The 17,109-nt window shown below is 63.2% G+C and carries 21 protein-coding genes and 1 pseudogene; 14 read left to right on the plus strand and 8 right to left on the minus strand.

The window, feature by feature from the left end; genetic code table 11:
* The first annotated feature begins 6 nt into the window (after nt 1-6).
* Nucleotides 7-318, plus strand: a complete 312-nt coding sequence (locus tag GGR04_RS04860; protein WP_183198392.1) for a hypothetical protein — start codon at nt 7-9, stop codon at nt 316-318.
* On the opposite strand, the gene GGR04_RS04865 is transcribed toward GGR04_RS04860, so the two are convergent.
* Nucleotides 315-887 (minus strand): recombinase family protein, encoded by a 573-nt coding sequence (locus tag GGR04_RS04865; RefSeq protein WP_183198394.1) that lies wholly within the window; start codon nt 885-887, stop codon nt 315-317. The two genes, GGR04_RS04860 and GGR04_RS04865, sit on opposite strands and share 4 nt — an antisense overlap.
* A gap of 177 nt (nt 888-1,064) precedes the next feature.
* Between GGR04_RS04865 and GGR04_RS04870 the strand changes: the two genes are divergently transcribed.
* The 7 genes from GGR04_RS04870 to GGR04_RS04900 all read left to right on the plus strand — a co-directional run bounded on the left by GGR04_RS04870 (nt 1,065) and on the right by GGR04_RS04900 (nt 8,426).
* Nucleotides 1,065-1,253, plus strand: a complete 189-nt coding sequence (locus GGR04_RS04870; protein WP_183198397.1) for a type II toxin-antitoxin system HicA family toxin — start codon at nt 1,065-1,067, stop codon at nt 1,251-1,253.
* Nucleotides 1,254-1,255: 2 nt separating this feature from the next.
* A complete protein-coding gene (locus GGR04_RS04875; RefSeq protein ID WP_183198398.1) occupies nt 1,256-1,648 on the plus strand; it encodes a type II toxin-antitoxin system HicB family antitoxin in 393 nt (130 codons plus the stop codon).
* Between the two features lie 359 nt (nt 1,649-2,007).
* Entirely contained in the window at nt 2,008-2,526 is a 519-nt protein-coding gene (locus GGR04_RS04880) for a hypothetical protein (RefSeq protein WP_183198400.1), read from the plus strand.
* A gap of 11 nt (nt 2,527-2,537) precedes the next feature.
* Nucleotides 2,538-4,088, plus strand: coding sequence for a hypothetical protein (locus GGR04_RS04885; RefSeq protein ID WP_183198402.1), 1,551 nt, complete (start codon nt 2,538-2,540; stop codon nt 4,086-4,088).
* On the plus strand, nt 4,088-6,256 hold the full coding sequence (locus tag GGR04_RS04890) for a hypothetical protein (protein WP_183198404.1): 2,169 nt from the start codon (nt 4,088-4,090) through the stop codon (nt 6,254-6,256). Before GGR04_RS04885 ends, GGR04_RS04890 begins: the two co-directional genes overlap by 1 nt.
* A 311-nt stretch (nt 6,257-6,567) precedes the next feature.
* A complete protein-coding gene (locus GGR04_RS04895) occupies nt 6,568-7,572 on the plus strand; it encodes an acyltransferase (RefSeq protein WP_183198406.1) in 1,005 nt (334 codons plus the stop codon).
* Between the two features lie 347 nt (nt 7,573-7,919).
* Nucleotides 7,920-8,426 carry a Ros/MucR family transcriptional regulator gene (locus tag GGR04_RS04900; RefSeq protein ID WP_183198408.1) on the plus strand — a complete coding sequence of 169 codons (507 nt, stop codon included), beginning with the start codon at nt 7,920-7,922 and terminating at the stop codon, nt 8,424-8,426.
* Between the two features lie 183 nt (nt 8,427-8,609).
* On the opposite strand, the gene GGR04_RS04905 is transcribed toward GGR04_RS04900, so the two are convergent.
* Entirely contained in the window at nt 8,610-9,794 is a 1,185-nt protein-coding gene (locus GGR04_RS04905) for an ATP-binding protein (protein ID WP_183198410.1), read from the minus strand.
* Nucleotides 9,795-10,055: 261 nt separating this feature from the next.
* Between GGR04_RS04905 and GGR04_RS24530 the strand changes: the two genes are divergently transcribed.
* The 4 genes and pseudogenes from GGR04_RS24530 (at nt 10,056) to GGR04_RS04920 (ending at nt 11,514) form a co-directional block, all read left to right on the plus strand.
* On the plus strand, nt 10,056-10,220 hold the full coding sequence (locus GGR04_RS24530; protein ID WP_376769828.1) for a hypothetical protein: 165 nt from the start codon (nt 10,056-10,058) through the stop codon (nt 10,218-10,220).
* Nucleotides 10,193-10,354, plus strand: a pseudogene (locus GGR04_RS24535) (SOS response-associated peptidase); the annotation flags it as partial. The gene GGR04_RS24530 and the pseudogene GGR04_RS24535, both read left to right, overlap by 28 nt.
* The gene (locus tag GGR04_RS04915) at nt 10,351-10,512 is read left to right on the plus strand and encodes a hypothetical protein (protein ID WP_183198412.1); all 162 of its coding nucleotides are present in this window, start codon (nt 10,351-10,353) and stop codon (nt 10,510-10,512) included. The pseudogene GGR04_RS24535 and the gene GGR04_RS04915, both read left to right, overlap by 4 nt.
* A 150-nt stretch (nt 10,513-10,662) precedes the next feature.
* Nucleotides 10,663-11,514, plus strand: coding sequence for a sensor domain-containing diguanylate cyclase (locus GGR04_RS04920; protein WP_210291620.1), 852 nt, complete (start codon nt 10,663-10,665; stop codon nt 11,512-11,514).
* A 16-nt stretch (nt 11,515-11,530) separates the two neighbouring features.
* On the opposite strand, the gene GGR04_RS04925 is transcribed toward GGR04_RS04920, so the two are convergent.
* Nucleotides 11,531-11,770, minus strand: coding sequence for a hypothetical protein (locus GGR04_RS04925; protein ID WP_183198416.1), 240 nt, complete (start codon nt 11,768-11,770; stop codon nt 11,531-11,533).
* Nucleotides 11,771-12,742: 972 nt separating this feature from the next.
* Here GGR04_RS04925 and GGR04_RS04930 point away from each other — a divergent pair.
* Entirely contained in the window at nt 12,743-12,988 is a 246-nt protein-coding gene (locus GGR04_RS04930) for a helix-turn-helix domain-containing protein (RefSeq protein ID WP_183198418.1), read from the plus strand.
* An 18-nt stretch (nt 12,989-13,006) separates the two neighbouring features.
* On the opposite strand, the gene GGR04_RS04935 is transcribed toward GGR04_RS04930, so the two are convergent.
* Nucleotides 13,007-13,924, minus strand: a complete 918-nt coding sequence (locus GGR04_RS04935) for an SH3 domain-containing protein (protein ID WP_183198420.1) — start codon at nt 13,922-13,924, stop codon at nt 13,007-13,009.
* On the minus strand, nt 13,921-14,139 hold the full coding sequence (locus GGR04_RS04940) for a helix-turn-helix domain-containing protein (protein ID WP_183198422.1): 219 nt from the start codon (nt 14,137-14,139) through the stop codon (nt 13,921-13,923). Before GGR04_RS04940 ends, GGR04_RS04935 begins: the two co-directional genes overlap by 4 nt.
* Nucleotides 14,140-14,227: 88 nt before the next feature.
* Between GGR04_RS04940 and GGR04_RS04945 the strand changes: the two genes are divergently transcribed.
* Nucleotides 14,228-14,533 (plus strand): hypothetical protein, encoded by a 306-nt coding sequence (locus tag GGR04_RS04945; RefSeq protein ID WP_183198424.1) that lies wholly within the window; start codon nt 14,228-14,230, stop codon nt 14,531-14,533.
* A 70-nt stretch (nt 14,534-14,603) separates the two neighbouring features.
* Here GGR04_RS04945 and GGR04_RS04950 read toward each other — a convergent pair whose 3' ends face one another.
* The 3 genes from GGR04_RS04950 to GGR04_RS04960 all read right to left on the minus strand — a co-directional run bounded on the left by GGR04_RS04950 (nt 14,604) and on the right by GGR04_RS04960 (nt 17,109).
* Nucleotides 14,604-15,884 (minus strand): cation:proton antiporter, encoded by a 1,281-nt coding sequence (locus tag GGR04_RS04950; RefSeq protein ID WP_183198427.1) that lies wholly within the window; start codon nt 15,882-15,884, stop codon nt 14,604-14,606.
* Nucleotides 15,885-15,912: 28 nt separating this feature from the next.
* Nucleotides 15,913-16,116, minus strand: a complete 204-nt coding sequence (locus tag GGR04_RS04955) for an HAD family hydrolase (RefSeq protein ID WP_183198429.1) — start codon at nt 16,114-16,116, stop codon at nt 15,913-15,915.
* Between the two features lie 630 nt (nt 16,117-16,746).
* Nucleotides 16,747-17,109, minus strand: a complete 363-nt coding sequence (locus GGR04_RS04960) for a hypothetical protein (RefSeq protein WP_183198431.1) — start codon at nt 17,107-17,109, stop codon at nt 16,747-16,749.

Here is a 17,109-nt window from a genome sequence, read left to right on the forward strand (position 1 = left end):
GTTCGGATGATCAATGACGACGATGACGCGAGCTTGGCCGCGCTGCGCAAGAGGGCCGAGCGCCGAGCGATCGAAAAGGGTCTTGAAATGCTCGACGATCCCAAGGTCAAGGACACGGCACGCGCCTCGGTCGTCCGCGCATTTCTCGGCGACGCCATCCAGCGCCGAGGCGAGGATGACGCGAACCTCGAGCCTCACGAGATGTCTGCCGCACAGGTCGAAGCGGGCGCGCGGAGGGCTCTGGTTCAGCTCGAATTGATCCGTCGCGAGGCCGACGACGCCGAGATCGTCCCGGCGCCCCGCGGCGTCTTCGATTAGGCCGCCTTTTTCTGCATGAGACGGTAGACGCTGGCACGCCCGATGCCGAGGCTTCTGGCGATCTCCGTCGCGCCTGCACCCGCGGCCATCATCTCGCGGACACGGGCAACGTCGATCGACGGTTTGCGGCCCTTATAGACGCCTTCGGCCTTCGCCCTGGCGATGCCCTCCATCTGCCGCTCACGACGGATCGCCGTTTCGAACTCGGCGAACACGCCGAGCATCTGGAGGAAGGCACGGCCGGCGGCGGTGGCCGTGTCGACCGGCTGCTCCGTCGCCCTGAGCGCGATCCCCTGCGCCTCGAGCGTGCGGACGATCGCGGCGAGATCTGCGATGGAGCGCGCCAGACGGTCGATGCGGGTTACGACGATCGTGTCGCCCTCATGCGCGAAGTCGATCAGGGTCTGGAGGGCGTCGCGGCCTTTGGTCGTCGTGCCAGTTTTCTTTTCGGATCTGACGACGGTGCAGCCGGCAGCGCGCAGGGCCTCCTCTTGGATCGCGAGATCCTGATCCGAGGTCGAGACGCGAGCGTATCCGTAGAGGTGGCCGGTCTTTGTGCTCTTCGTCATGCCATCACCCTCTGTATCGTCTCGTTAGCCTCTAGACCCTTTTCCCGTATCGTCTCGAAAGCGCAAACGCAACCCATATGAGACGCTAAAACTGTCTCAACAGCCCGCCTCGCTGGCGTATACCCATATGAGGCACCTACGCTTGACCCACGCAGTTCCGTGTGTATCTATACACACATGAACAGCCGAGCCGTCATCGCTGCGCTAGAAGCCGACGGCTGGTTCGAGGTGAACCGGGTCGGGAGCCACGCGCAGTTCAAGCATCCGGCCAAGCCGGGCCGCGTGACGGTCCCGCATCCGAAGCGGGATCTGCCGATCGGCACGCTCCGCAGTATCGAGAAGCAGTCCGGCATCAAACTGAGGTAACCATGTCCAGCTATATCGCGCTCATCCACAAGGACGCCGACAGCGACTACGGCGTGTCCTTCCCCGATCTTCCCGGCTGCGTCACTGCCGGCACTGATCTCGACGATGCGCGCGCCATGGCAGCCGAAGCCCTGGCTCTGCATCTGGCCGGCATGGCCGAGGAAGGGGAGGCCATTCCCGAGCCCTCGTCGCTCGAGACAGTGATGGCCGATCCCGAGAACCGGGACGGGGTTGCTATCCTTGTGCAGGCCCCGGCTCGGGCGCGGAAGATCGTGCGCGTGAATATCACCCTCGCCGAGGACGAGCTTGCCGCGATCGACGCCAAGGCCGAGGCGGCCGGCATGACGCGCTCGGGCTTCCTAGCGCGTGCGGCGCGCGCCCTCGAGGCAGCCTGAGACACCGGCCCGCACCCCGCCACCTGGCCGATCCGCCCCCTGCCGGGTAGTCCGAACGCTCTGGTGGTGGCGGCATCGGACCCGCGAAGAAATTTGCGCCGGTCAGAAACTTTGGGCTCATCGAAAATATTCCGCGAGCCGAACCGTCCATAACCCCCTGTATACTTCTGTAGCTCATCGCAAAAACGGCCTCAAAACTCGCCATTCGCCGCATCCGATGCTACATTTAGGCCTAAGAAGCGTGCGCCTGTTCTTCTCTCGACTGGCCGCGCGATAAGGGCTTTGAGGGCAGACGGATGATCGAAGCCAGTCACACATCCGAAGACGCATCGTCGTCCGCGAAGGACAGCTTCCTGAGCGTGACCGCCCTGCTGGGGTTCGGTCCGCCCATTCCGGCTGGCAGCTCGCCCGACCTTGCACTGGAGTGGGCCGGCTTGTGCTTCCGAACTGCCGCCGCAGGTGAGGACGTCGCCAGCAACGTCGTCCGCGGCCTTCGCACTCTTCTCAGTGCGCTTCCCCGCGGCGATCTCGGCAAGGCCTCCGGATCGCTTCTCGGCGAAGTCGATGCGGCCGTCTGCGCCGCGATCCCGGTGCTGCTCCAGAAGCTCCCGCGCGGCGTATCCGACTTCTCGAGCTGCATGGGCATGGCGTCGGCGGCTTGGATCCTTCGCGCATTGCGGGATCCCCCGAAGGGCGAGCTGACCGGTGCGTGGTCGGCCTACTTCGCAGAGCGCCTGGATTACGTCGCTCTTCTCGCTGACGAGCTCGACGCCGCCGTTCGGCGCCAGCGCATCAACGACGGCGGCGATCTCGTGCAGCGGACGCTCCAACTCCAGCGCGCCGAGGCGGCCACCGCCGACGGCGCCGCGTCGCACTGAGGAGGCCGACGATGCCGATAAAATCCAATCGCTTCTACAACGATCCGAACATCGGGGCCGCTTTCGAGAACATCGCGTCGATCTTCGCGCCGCCGAGCGCGCAGGACACGTACGCTTACGCCAAGGCCAAGGCCGAGCGTGAGGAAGCCGCCCGCGCCGAAGAGGCCTTCCGCCAGATGACGGCCGAAGGCGCGGCGCCCGAGCAAGTCGATCGCTTCGGCGTCGCGATCGGCCGGTTCAATCCGACGCAGAGCTACCGGGCGCTCGAGATGGGCGACGCGACGTTGCGCCGGGATCAGGACATCCAAAGCGGCGATCGGCGTTACAGCGCCGACAAGACGTCGCTCTCGGCTCTCTACGGTCACGATCGGACGTACCAGTCCTCCGTCGAGAACAACGTCCGAGACAATGCCCGCTCGATGGCGACCAACGAGGCGGACAACGCTCGCTCGCTCGCAACGAACGGTGCCGACAATGCGCGAGCCATCGAAGATCGCCGGATGCAGGAGGAAGGAGCTCTCGCGCGCTTCTACGCCGCGCCCGTCACCGTGAAGCAGGGCGAACGCGCGTTCCTACCGGGTCAGACGGCCGCCGCGACGGGTCTGCCGGCGCAGCTTCAGGGCAGCGAAGCGCCCCTGTCGACCGACGAGGTCGCTGCGCTGGCGATGCAGTCGATGCCCTCGGCGGATCGTGAGCAGTTCGTTCGTGACAAGTTCGCCCCGACCGACAGTCAGGTTCAGGGACAGGAGCGGCGCGAGCTTCGGTCGAGCGGCTTCCTGTCCGATGATGACCTGAAGGCCACCATCATGGGCAGCGTCCCGGTCGAGGAGGCAATCGGCCCGAACGGCCAACCGCAGTTCGTCCGCCGCACCGACGCGGTCGGGATGCGCCCGGCGCCGAAGGCACCGATGGTCAACGTCAACACGGGCGAGGCCGCGGACGGCAAGCTCCGCGGCAAGCTCGACGAGAGCGAGGGCAAGCGGCTCTCCGACCTCCAGGCCTCGGCGGTGACGTCGGCGGGCCTGCGACAGGATCTCGGTCTGATGGATCAGCTCATCGACCAGGCCCCGCAGGGTCCGCTCGTCGGGCGTCTCGCCACGCTGTTCCCCGGCGTCTCCAATGCGGGCACGGCCTTCCAGTCGCTCGTCGAGCGGGCCGCACCGGGCCTGCGCGTCGAAGGCTCCGGCGCCACATCCGACATCGAGTTCCGCGGCATGCTGAACAGCCTGCCGCAGCTCCGCAACCGCCCGGAGGCGAACCGCCTCATCGCCGGTATGATGAAGGCCAAGGCCGACATCAACATCCGCCGCGGCGATCTGGTGACGGCCTACCAGAACGGCGACATCGATGCCTCGCAGATGCGCCGGCAGCTCGCCGACCTGAACCGGCAGAGCATCGTGTCGCCCGAGCTGACGGCGATGATCGAAGCCGTCGGCGGCGGTGCGGCGCCGGTGTCCGCGACCGACACCGGATCTGCCGCTCCCTCGCCCGGCTCGATCGTCGACGGGCATCGGTTCCGCGGCGGCGATCCCTCCGATGCCGCCAACTGGGAGGCGCTGTGATGGCCGGTCCCTGGGAGAAGTACCAGAAGCCGGCGGCGACCGAGGCAGCACCGTCCGCGGGACCGTCCGCCGGTCCGTGGACGCGCTACGCGCCGGAGGCCCGCTCGGCCCCGAGCTTCGTCACGCCCGAACCGCCGCCCGGCGTCGTCGTCCATGGTGGTGATGGCCGGTCCTACGTTGCGGACAAGCCAGCGATCGGCGTCCAGCGGACCGCTGCGGCCGGCTCGCGCGATGAAGCGATCCAGATGCAGGCTCTCCAGGGCCGCGGCGCCACAGACGGTATCGTCGGCGACGTGACGCGCGCGGCGCAGCCGTTCGCGCAGGGGCAGAGCCTCAACTTCGGCGACGAGTTCGTGTCGACCGTCCTGGCGGCGATCGAGGGCGTCCAGGGCCGATCGACGAAGGACGCCTTCGACTACGGGCAGGAATTCCAACGCCAGGAGCTCGAGCGCCGGCGCGCCGAAGCCCCGCTGACGTCCATGGCGTCGGAGCTGGCCGGCGGCGTCGCGACGGGCATCGCCGCGGCCCCGAAGGTCTTCGCGTCCGGTGCCGGGCTCGGCGCCAACGTGCTGCGCGGCGGCCTGACCGGTGCCGCGGCCGGCGGGGCCTCCGGGTTCGGCGGTGGCTCCGGGCTCGAGGACCGCGCGTCCGACGCGCTCACCGGCGCCGGCATCGGCGCGGGCGTCGGTGTGGCCGCTCCGCTCGCCGGCGCCGCGGTCGGTGCGGGTGTGCGAGCCTACGGCGCACGCAACGCAGCGCGCGAGATCCTGGAGCCCGTCGGCATCGGCCGGCGCGCCGCGGACCAGATCGAGACCGAACTGACGCGCGACGGCATGAGCGCGGCCGACGCCCGCACGCGTGCGAGCCAGATGGGGCCCGACGCCATGCTGCTCGACGTCGGCCAGAACGTCGGCGAAGGCGCCGAGGCGGTGGCGAACCTGCCGGGCGCCGGCAACGGGACCGTACGCGACCGGCTCGGCGCGCGCGGCCGCGGTGCGCCCGACCGCATCACCGCCGCCGCAGACGCCGCGATCGGCCCTCAGGGCAACATGGCCGAGACGGTGGACGACCTCATCGCCAGCCGCTCGGCGGCGAGCCGCCCGCTCTACGACCGAGCGCTCGGCCAGCCCATCGAATGGAACGACCGGCTCCAGTCCTTCATCGACGATCCCGTCGTTCGCAAGGGCCTGCGCGAGGGCGTCGACATCCAGCGGCTCGAGGCGCTGGCCCGCAACGAGCCGTTCAACCCGCTCGACTTCGCGGTGACGGGCTTCGACGAGGCCGGCGACCCGATCATCACGGGCGTCCCGAACATGCGGACCCTGAACGTCGCCAAGAAGGGGATCGACAACATCCTCGAGAGCTACCGCGACCCGACGTCGGGCCGGCTGAACCTCGACGAGCGCGGCCGCGCCATCACGGAGGTCCAGCGGGCCTTCGTCGACCAGCTCGACGCCTCCAACCCAGACTACGCCGCCGCGCGCGCTGCGTGGGCCGGGCCGACGCGGGTCCGCAATGCCTTGGCGCTCGGGCAAGGCACGTTCGATCGATCGGTCCGGCCCGATCAGCTTCGCCAGCGGCTCGCGGCGATGTCCGACGACGAGCGCGACGCCTTCCGCATCGGCGCTCGCGACCAGCTCGACGAGGTGATGGGAACGGCCCGGCGCGATGCCGCCGCGGCGCGCGGCATGTTCGAAACCGGGTGGAACCGCGAGAAGCTCGGGCTCGTGCTCGGCGGCGACGACCAAGCCGCCGCCTTCCTCGACACGCTCGGCAACGAGACGGCCTTCGCCAACCGGGCGAACACCATCACAGGCAACACGGCCACCGCCCGCCGGATCGAGCGGCAGAAGGAATACAACGGCACGCGGTCTGCGGCGCGCGAGACCTTCGACCCGACGAGCGGCATGTGGGGCGATGCGAAGCGCGTCGCCGCCCGCGGCTTGGACGCCCTTCTGGACGGTCGCAACGTCCGCAGCGCCGAACAGATGCGCGGCGAGTTCGGCGACGCCGTCTCCCGCCAAGGCACCGATCGCGACGCGCTCGTCGACGCGATCATGGGCTACGGCCAGCGCAAGACCGCGGCGGCGGACCGCGCGGTGCCCTACGAAGACATGATCCGCGCCATCATGGCAGGCGGCGGTTTGGCGATGACGGGCGATCGCTAACACGGAAGTGTGGCGCTAGCAGGCATGGATGGCTCCCGGGGCGGCATGGGCTTCGTGAGGCCGGGAAGCTCTCGATTGATCAAGCCGGCATGGCTGCCATGCATCGCCGGGCCTGCCTCGGGTCAGCCTTCCATGGCATAAGAGCTTTGCATCGTTTCCTCCCAGATTGATGCTTTCTACTCGCCCGCTCGGTCCTCCCCCGAGCAGGCTTTTTCGTGTGCGCGCGGCTTCGGTCGCCCGACCAAGCCGCTCCAATTGCAGAATGTGGTTCGATCTCGTATGGGGCACCTCCGTTCAAGAGAGGCGCCCGCATGTCAATTGCTTACCCGTCGGGCAGCACTCAACGCGACGCCTCCGCAGCTCTGCACGCGCGGATCAACGGCATCGACATGTTCCGCTTCCTAGCGGTCGTCGGAGTGGTCTTCATCCATGCCAGCGATAAGACGACGATCGGGAATGCGCTGGATCTCGCGTCCCGGTTCGGCGTGCCATTCTTCTTCGTCGTTGCCGGGTACTTCGCGGGGTTGAAGCCGAAGCTGTCGTTTCTAAGCGAGGTGCGACATGTCGGCAAGCGCATCATCGGGCCATATCTCGTGTGGCTTGCGCTCTATGCGGTTTATTCAGGATACGACTTCTCGAATTTGCTCAGCATCCGGGGCTTGGCACTCCTGTTCGTTTATGCCGGACCTGGGTGGCACCTATGGTTTCTGACGTCGTTGGCGTTCAGCGTGATGATGCTGGCGATCCTTCGCCGCCTGTGTGAGCTTCGAACCCTCGTAGGGCTAGCGATCGTCGTCTACATTGCCGGGCTGGCGATCGGACCTTATGCACGTATTGTCTTCTCGATCGCTAACCTCAGCATTCACCCCCGCAACGGGCTGTTTCTGGGATTTCCGTTCATGGTTATGGGGTACTGGGTCGGTCGGAACAGGTGGAACGGACGGCCGTTCTCGACCGGCGCATTGCTATATTTCGGCGGCTTCATGCTGACGATCGGCGAAGTCTACGGGCTGTCCAGGCTGCCTGGAGGTGTGAACTACGATGTCCTTCTCGGGACGGTACCGATGGCGGCAGGCGCCTTTATCATGGCCCTTCGGCTGCCTGACATTCCGATGACGCGTCACGTATCCAACCTCGGTCGCTACAGCTTGGGGATCTTCGCCAGCCATCTCGCCATCATGTTTGAGGTTCAGCGGTTGTTGGCGGGAACGACGATTTACACGGAGTTGGTCGTCGTCATCCTGACCGTTGCGGTGGCAAGCCTTTGCGCGCTCATCTTGGGACAGTTTCGACTGACCCGACCGCTGGTGCGCTAGATCAGCGGCTTGCCGCTATGGGAATGCGGTGGCCTCGATCCTTCCTGTACCGCTTCCCGCGCCAGCATAGCGGGCGGTTTGGCGATGACTGGTGATCGCTGACGTAGAAATGGAGCCCCGCGCGAACCAAGCCTTCAACGTGCTCGACGAGCTCGAGGACGAACACGCCGACCAGGATCCGACGGTTCGGGCAGCGATGGCGCGTTGAGCGGACCGCTCGGGTGCCGCGGTGACGTCGAAGATCAGAGACGCTTTTGGCGTCCAACAGAACGCAACCGATGCATTCTCGAATTGCTCGATCACGTCCATTACTCTCCGGTAATATTTCAATCGGACACGATAAGAATATGACCGACGAGCACAACGAAAAATCACTGCGGATCCAGCAGACCGCGGGGATCGTATCGGCCTACGTGAGCAACAACCACGTGCCGCGCGACGAGCTGGCGGCGCTGATCTCGACGGTGTTTGCGGCTCTTTCGCTCGAGACGACGGCAGAGCCGATCGAGGTCGAAGCCGCACAACTCGTTCCTGCCGTGTCGGTCAAGAAGTCGGTGACGCCCGACTATCTGGTCTGCCTGGAGGACGGAAAGCGGTTCAAGTCGCTGAAGCGCCACCTGATGACGCATTACGACCTAACGCCGAAGGAATACCGCCAGAAGTGGGGCCTACCGGACGATTACCCGATGGTGGCGGCGAGCTACGCGGCCAAGCGTTCCGAGCTCGCCAAGTCGTTCGGCCTCGGTCGCAAGGCAGCAAGTGCGCCGGAACCGGCGTCGGTCGCGGAGGAGACCGCGCCCAAGCGCCGGGCGTCCCGCAAGGCCAGCAGCGAGGTCGATGCCGAAGCGGCCTGATCGGATCAGGTGCGGCCTCGTCGATTACGAAGTGGTGAGGCAGCATCGGGCGTCCTCGACTGACGCCACATGCTTGCTTTTCGATCCTCGCCGGTGACCTTCTTCGGTCAGCCTTGAGATCGCTATATGACACCGCATCGATCACGGCAGGAATATTTCGCTTCAAAAACTTTCAATGGTAGTCTAGTATTTTAATTTTGGCATCGCCCTTACCATGTATTCGTCGAACAATGGAACAGTGAATGCCGTATCTCCGTGGGCGGGTGAATAAATCATACCCTTTTTAATCAGAGATGCTCTTGTTGGAGCTACACTATTGGATTTGACGCCAAGCGTCTCCGCAATGTCTCCAGACCTATGCGGGCCGTCTCCAAATTTTGCAAGCGCTCGCATATATTTCTTCTCTGAGGGAGTGCATCTGTCAAATCGAACTTTGAAAAAGCTTTCATCTAAAGTTGAAATTGCATTGTTGTGTGCAATTGATACATCCCGTGCTCTTATGACTTTTCCGCTCGCAACGTTCCATGCTTCATATGCCCATTGCTGCAGGAAATATGGGTATCGTCCTGTAACGCTTAAGATTTGCTCGACTGCCGCTGGTTCGTAGGATACTCCTTCGTTTTTTGCTGGGTTTACAATCGCTTCGATCGCGAAATTATGCGCTAGGGCACCGATTTCAGGATATTTAAAAAGACGTTCAGCGTACGATTTAGAGTTGCCAGCTAAACCCAATATCTGCGGTAAGCCAGCTCCGATTAACACAATTGGCAGGTTCCCCTGCGAGGTACGGTGAAACGACATTATCAACGCACTGAATTCTTCGTGTGAAAGATATTGCAGTTCGTCTATTATTATAGCCACAGGTGTCTTAGCGTCTTTTGCTGCTTCCCCTAGCACAAGCAACAATTCAGGCAAGTCGGCCTCTATGCTCCCGCTATCCGCAGTACCTGTTTCAGGCTCAATAGTAAGTCCGACCTCTACATCATTTACGGAGACACGCAGCCCATTCAAGAAACTTTTCAGTACCCGAAGCCCCCTGCGTGCCTTATCCTTTGCGTTTTCGACTGTGCTCAACTTGAACAACGTCTGCCGTATACCAGGGACAAGCAGTTCTGGCAGCGTTTTACCCTCGTGCGCTTCAACCGAAATTGTTCTAAACCCCTCCTTTTCAGCTATTTCTTTTACTTTGACGAGGAGAACGGTTTTCCCTACACCCCGCAGGCCGACTAAAATGGGGCTTTGGACCGATCGACCCAACCTAATGCGTTGTAGTGCTACCCTTGTTGCGTCTATAACGTCGCTTCGACCCGCCAACTCAGGCGGCGGGCTTCCAGCTCCAGGAGCATAAGGATTTTTAACCGGATCCATGGTTGCACCATACCTAGTTTATGCGTTTATAGCGACTTTCAGCTATAAACGCATAAACTAGGTATGGCATTCAAGCTCTTTCGTAGCTCACGGTGCACCGTCTGAGATGTTTGAGTGCCCTGGCCAGCGCCTTGCCGCCAAAGCGACGGTAAGCTCGTTCATAGTCGCTGCCGACGTCGCATAGATCCCTGAGCACGACGCTGCACTTCGTACCGAGCCAACTTCGTTACCGCACGTAGCGCGTCGTGCTCTCTTCCCCGCATGTGCAACCTCTACTCGATCACCAAGGGCCAGACGGCGATCCGCGAGTTCACACGCTCGATGCGCGACACGACCGGCAACCTACCGTCGATGCCCGGCGTCTTTCCCGACACGACGGCGCCGATCGCGCGCATGGGCCAGTGCATCCGAAGGCGATGCCGGTGATCCTGACAGACGTCGAGGAGATGGACGTGTGGATGCGAGCGCCGTGGACCGAAGCCGCAGCGTTGCAAAAGCCCCTGCTGGATGGGGTGCTGACGATTGTAGCCAGGGGCGATAGGAAGGACGACGTCGAATGATGGACGGTGAAGAGGTCTACCGGACGCGGCTTGCAGAAGCTCTTGCGGCTGCGGAGCGCGAGACGCTGGAGCATGCGAAACGAAAACACCTGACCGCTGCGGCGGCTTGGCAGACCCTCATCGATCTCGATATCGAACGTCGTGCTGAAAACGATTGACCGTTGACGCTCAAAGCAGATCTAGACCTTACGCTATTCCAACACCTGACGATCACCAAGACGTTGGGACGGTTCCAAACTTGCTTAACCGTTCGGTAACGTCAGTCCCCCTTAAGTCCGATACCGGGCGGGAGACGGGACATAATGCTGGTGGATATTCAGACGATCGGCGTGCCCGCATTCGTCGTCGGCGTCGACGCGGACGGCAGCTTGCGAATGAAGTCGATCAACAAGGCCGATGAAGAAGCTACCGGCCTGCGCCTCTCAGACGTCGCCGACCGTCTTCTCGCCGACTGTCTGCCCACATCGATCGTGCCGCAGGTGACGGCCCGCTACAACGAATGCATCCAGAAGCGGACGCTGCACGAATACGATGAGCGACTGGAGATACCGGGCAACACGCGCTGGTGGCGGACGACGCTGACGCCGATCATCGATGCCACGTCCGGACGCGTCGTTGAGCTCGTCGGCGTCGCGATCGAGATCACCGAACGCAAGAGATCGGAAGATCTGCTTGCGGAAGTCGCGTTCCAAGATCCGCTGACGAGCATTGCCAACCGACGCCGGCTGGAGATCGACGTCGACGACGCAATGTCGGCGGCGTTGTACACAGGACGACGTTTTGGCTTGGTGCAGATCGACCTCGACGGCTTCAAGCCAATCAACGACAGGTACGGACATCGCAAAGGCGACGACGTGTTGCGTCACGTCGCCTCTTTGCTGAAGCTGATTGCTCGAAAAGACGAGACGGTCGCTCGCATTGGCGGCGACGAGTTCGCAATGCTGATCGGCGCCTCGACCGACCGGGAGTTTACAGCGAAGGTCGACGCGCTTCGTCGCTTTCTCGATCGCAGCATGAGCATCGCCGAGATGGAGGTGAACGTCGGCGCGAGCGTCGGAGCAGCTATGTGGACGGGCGTCGAGACGTTCGAAGAGCTGTTGGCCGTTGCTGACGGGGAGATGTACCGACAGAAAGGGTGCCGTCGGAGCAGAGCCGCCTGAATATCGACTTCGTAGTTCAGCCGATCCTTGTCTGAAGGCTGGGAACCGGGTTGACGATCACCTGATCGGCAAATGGGTCGCCATCCATCGGCCTTCCAAAACTCTCGATGATGTTCAGCAGCTCGACTGCATCCGCGGCATCCACGTGGGACATCCTGCTGAGGACCTTGTCGCGGACCTTCGCCGGCAGATCCGTGTCGATGTCGACGACACTCCACGTTCCGAACTCGTCGGAGAGTAGCCAGAAACGATCCACCTCGAAGCCTCCACGCAAACCGTAAGGGCAACAGAGCATTAACAAATGATATAATCTAGAGTTATCACTGGTGTACCGCGGACTATCGTTGACATCCTTCCGACGCACTAACCTTCACTGCCTGCTTCGCTCATAGAGGTTTCGGCTAGCGCCGGACCTCGACCGCCACAACCCTCGTTGCCGTTCGCATCACCAGGTCCGCGATCTCCAGGATCGCCCGTTCGCGATCTGCGGCGACGATCGGATGCGGATCCGCAAGCGCTTCGAGGAAGGCTGGCGCCGCGGTCTCGGGATCGTCGTGCGCTGCGATCGGTGCGCGAAGAAGATGACATACCTTTGCCGTGACTTCGAAGGCTACATCGCCCCTAGCGCCGACATTTAAGAACTGACGTGGCGGTGCTCGTGGTGCAGATTGATCTCGACATGGGTCCGCTACACGATGACTGGCGTCAACAACCGCGAAGGCTTGGCTCAGTGGACGCCGCCGCCCTGGATGAAGCGACGGTGGTCGGCCGGCATCGACGAAATCGAGGCCAGGACACGATCATAGCTCGACGTCTCGGACCGAGCACCTGATCCGTCTGACGCGTTCCCTTGCATCTCTGATCTCAGACAGCGGGATCATCCGCAAATCTCCCTGCCGCGATCGGCAGGTCACGTAGGGTTCCCGATCGGGATGAGCCGATGCGGAGGTCAGACCGTGAGCGAGGAGGTTTCGTATCTCGGCAACGCTACGCAGAAGCGCAGCGATCTCGACCATATCATCGTCGGTTCGGCGGGAATGTCCGGCGAGCATCAGGTGCCACTTCGCTAGGCTCGTCATCGATGCTGGCGCCACGAACCTTGCAGTCCTGCCGTCGAGATCGGCTTCGAGAAAGCCCCACTCAAGAAGCATCCCGCCGATAGAGGCCATGAGATCGCGGAAGTCTGCACTACATTCGGACACGTGCCACCGGCGGGAGAGACGATCATATGATCGACGAAGAAACATACACGATTTCGGAGCCCGTCATCGACGCGATCGAAGGGGGCATGCCGGCAATCCATGCCTTCCGGCAGCATGACGGCCGATCGGCCTATGACGTCGCGACGGCCGCGGGGATCACCGAAGAGCGAATGGCGATCTTGGAGCGGGGATCCGACAACGCGACGAACGCCGAGCTCGACGCCTTAAACGAGGTTCTGGACGTACCGCGGGATCTGCTGATTGACGAATAGGTCGGCGCGGGTGGGCCCCTAGCCTGTCACGCAGCAGGCGACATACTTCGAATAAGCCCATCCTTCGGCGCCGTCGTCGAGCCGCACACGAAGCCAGTTTCCAGACTGGTTCAGAACCTGAAGTCGCGTTCCCGGCCCCATCTTTCTCAGACGCTTCGACTTCACGTTCGGTGCGGCCTTCAGCGCCAACCAGTTATCACCGCTCGGATCGAGCCCGTCCACGTAATGTGATGCGGGCTTCGAAGGAGCCGCAAGGGGCGCCGAGGGGACCGGAGCAGCCGTCGCCTCATCCATGGGGGCTTCGCCGAGGTCCAGAAGGCTCACGTCGATACCTACCCGCTCTGCGTCAGCCGCCGTAAGCCAGGTCATCTCGGCTGGTCCGGCTCCGGCGATGTAGGCGACCGCTCGCGTCGGAAGGCCGAGACGGGTCAGATAAGCGCCCATCAGCGCGTTGCCGAACCCGGTCTCTTGGGCTCGCCCGTCATCATCGAGACGGTAAGCCAAATGGAAGCCGACGCGAGCATCCACCGACATGAACCGCTGTGTGCCCCCAAGCCAGGCCAGGGCACAGGCCGATGCGCACATCGTATCCGGCGCTACGCCAGTTCCCAGCGCCTTCATTCGAATGGTCTCTCCGATGGCAATCCCGTCCATCAGCGAGCCGCCGGGGCTTCTCAGCAGCACCGCCCCTTTTGAAAAGGGCTGAATGATTGCATCGAACCTCTTCGCGTCGCCGACCTTGATCTCGCCGTCGATGACGACAAGTGCCGCGTCGTTTCCGAGGGACTGAGCGCTGAACTCCGCTGCGCTTGCGCCGCTAACGATAACGCAACCTAGCAACGCCATCCCATAAGCGGACAGCTTCCGGGCATAACGCAGCCGGACATTCAGAACGCCGAGCGCGGACGATGATGTCTGGAGACCGGAGCGGTTCAACTGGCTTTCTCCACCTTCCGAAGCCGCACGCCGGCCCCGCCGCCGTTCTCGGCAATGAACTCCACGCCGGCTGCCTCAAGGGCTGTCTGGATCGCTTCGAGAACATCGGGACTTCCGGCGTACCGTTCGTTCTCGAAGTTGGTGATGGTGTTGCGATGGACCTTCGCCGCCTCGGCTAGATCCTGAAGCGACCAGCGTAAAGCGGCGCGCGCCATTCTGACTTGTGCAGGCTTCACAACCCATTAACCTTGTGCTATCTGAACAAGTGCAGATTACACAATCAGTGCTCAGGGAGCAATGAACATGAAAAACGGCCACATCCAGCCGACCGGCGAAGCTTTATCCCATCAAGCCGCAGTCGACCCGCTGCTGACGCTCGTGCGCGCCTTTCGCGCTGAAGCCGCGCGCATCGACGCGGACGAGACCGCCAGCGACGCGCATCATACCTGGCTCTACGATCGGCTCATGAACGACACGCCGGAGTGCTGGACGGCCGAGGGCGCCGTCGAGGCCCTGCGGCTCGTCGCCGACGATCTCGAGCACAGCTACGACGGCTTCCATGCTGCGGTGCTGGCGTCGGTGCAGACGTTCCTGTCGCGCCGGACCTGACAGATCCAGTTCAGACGGAAAGAGGGAGGGCTGCCGAGTGCGGCCCCTTTCACGTTTTAGATCTGAAAGGCTAACCCGACGGCGAGGCGGCCTCGTCCGCATCGGGGTCGCGGCCGTGGCTGCGATCGAGCATGCGCATGATCGGCGTCACCGTGATGCCGTGCATCAGGATCGAGATCAGGATGATCAGCCCGACGATCGCCCAAAGGCGGTCGCCGCCCTCGACGTCCGGCATGTGGTTCAGCCCGTAGGCGAGGTAGTAGACCGAGCCGATACCGCGGATGCCGAAGAAGGCCAGGGTCAGCCGCTCCGTCCAATCGGCCCTGTGTCCCATGAGGCCGATCAGTCCCGTGAGAGGTCGCACGACGAGGAGGGTGACGACGGCTGCTCCAGCGTCGATCCAGCGCAATGGCGCGAGCAGGCCGCTTACGAGCGCGCCGCCGAAGACGAGGAGCAGCACCATCATCGCGATCCGCTCGATCTGCTCGGTCAGTTCATGCATCTCGAGCTGGAAGTCGTGGTCCCGGTGCGCGTGACGGAAAGTGAGCGCCGTGACAAATACGGCGAGGAAGCCATAGCAGTGGATGAGCTCGGTCAGGCCGTAGGAGACGAAGGTCGCCGACAGAGCGATTAGGCCGTCTCCGGTCTTCGCCAGCTTGGTCTTGGCGGGTACATGAAAGGTCAGCCAGCCGAAGGCACGTCCGATGACATAGCCAGCGGCCACCCCGGCCCCGATCTCCCACAGGACGTTGTAGGTGATCCACTCCGCGAACCACGGCTTGCCTGTCGATGCCGCCAGCGAAAGCGCGATGGCGAGGTGCACGAACGGGAACGCGAAGCCGTCGTTCATGCCGGCTTCCGAAGTGAGGCCGAAGCGGACCTCGTCCTCCTCGCCCGACTTCGGCGGCCCGACCTGGACGTCGGCCGCTAGGACCGGGTCCGTCGGCGCCAGCGCTGCGCCGAGAAGCAGCGCCACTGTCCACGACAGGCCCATCCACCAGCCCGCCAGGAGGGTGATGGCCGCGATGCTGAGCGGCATGGTCACGGCGATCAGGCGCCAGGTGATGCCCCAGTTCCGGAAGCTGAAGATGCGATCGAGCTTCAGCCCGGCGCCCATAAGCGCGATGATGACGACGAATTCGGAGAAGCGCTCGGTGATCTCGGGATAGTTCATCGGCAGCGGCTCAAGCGTCACCTGCGGCAGCGAGAAGATCGCGGCGCCGAGCCCAATGCAGACGATCGGCAGGGAAAGCGGCAGGCGTCGCAATGCGAGCGGCAACCAGGCGACCAATGCGATGAGAAGGCCGGCCCCGGTCAGAAGCAGGATGTACGGGTCCGGGCTGAAGTCCATGCCGATGTCCCTACCGTTCTCCTGCCGTTCAGGAGGCCATGAGCGGCGACGTTTCGTAGCGGGCGAGGAGATCAGCGGGATCGTCATAGATCGCGACGGCGCCGGCCGCGGTCAGCACGTCGTCGGCGAACCCGCCGCTCCGCACCGCGATGGTGCGCAGCCCGAGCTTGGCCGCGGCCCTGATGTCGTAGGGGCTGTCTCCGATATCGAACAGGATCGCTTTGATGGTCATAGATTTCCTTGGGGGTTATAGGCCCAAGTCCACCAGCAAGCGCATGTTCCGTTTGGGATCTGTCGTCAGCTACTCACGTCGCCTGAAGGGCGCGACGCCGCCGGTCTCTCCGTCACGGTGGCGCCGGCCCTGCCCCGCTCTGCTCTGCCCCGCCCTGTCCTGCCCTGCGATGGCGCAGCCCGTCGTTGCGCTGCGGGCCTGACCTAGCCAATTATCTCACGAAAGAAGCGTGCCCGGTCGTCATACGGCGGCGGACAGTTTGTCCGGCGCTTGTCCGAACCGGCTGACATACAGCCAAAATTGGCAACCACAGCCGTGCTGCCCGCGTGCTGCCCACGTGACCATGACGATCGCCCCATCAGAAGCGGAAGCTGCAACACGCTGATTTTACTAGGGAAAATGGTGCTGCGAGCGGGGATTGAACCCGCGACCTCTCCATTACCAATGGACTTCCAAAACACGGAACCCTTGTCGCATAGGGCTTTGCGCTTGGGAACAGGACAGAAACATTCGGATCGAAACTGTCATATCTGTCAGGTTCTAGTCAGGCGCTAAACGCAAAAAGGCGCCCCGCCACGGCCGAAGCCATGACGAGGCGTTGAGACTCGTTTCGAGTTGTTGAGAGTTCGATCACCGCCGCTGACGGCCCATCTCGTTCCGGTGCTCTTCGATCTCCTTCTCATGCGACTGCACCGCGCGGGTGTGCTCCTCCATCGCTTCAACCATCCGATCGACGGCCGCGATCACGTCTCGCCCCGTGGCTCGGGTTTCGGCCAAGGCCAGGCTATGCCCCTCCACGGCGCCCGACAGCCCTTTGATGGACGAACTGTCCACGAGCGCCCCTGCGATCTCCATGTGGGTCGATGAGGCGGCGTTCTGCGGAGCGGGTGCCTTCTTCCCCGACCGAATGCCGAAGGCCGCCAGGAAGCCCGTCAGCAGGATGATGATGGCGTTGGCGATCTTCTCGAAGTCCAGTCCTGCGATCCACTCCAT

The organism is Aureimonas pseudogalii (genome assembly GCF_014196835.1).
GTDB classification, from domain to species: Bacteria; Pseudomonadota; Alphaproteobacteria; order Rhizobiales; family Rhizobiaceae; genus Aureimonas; species Aureimonas pseudogalii.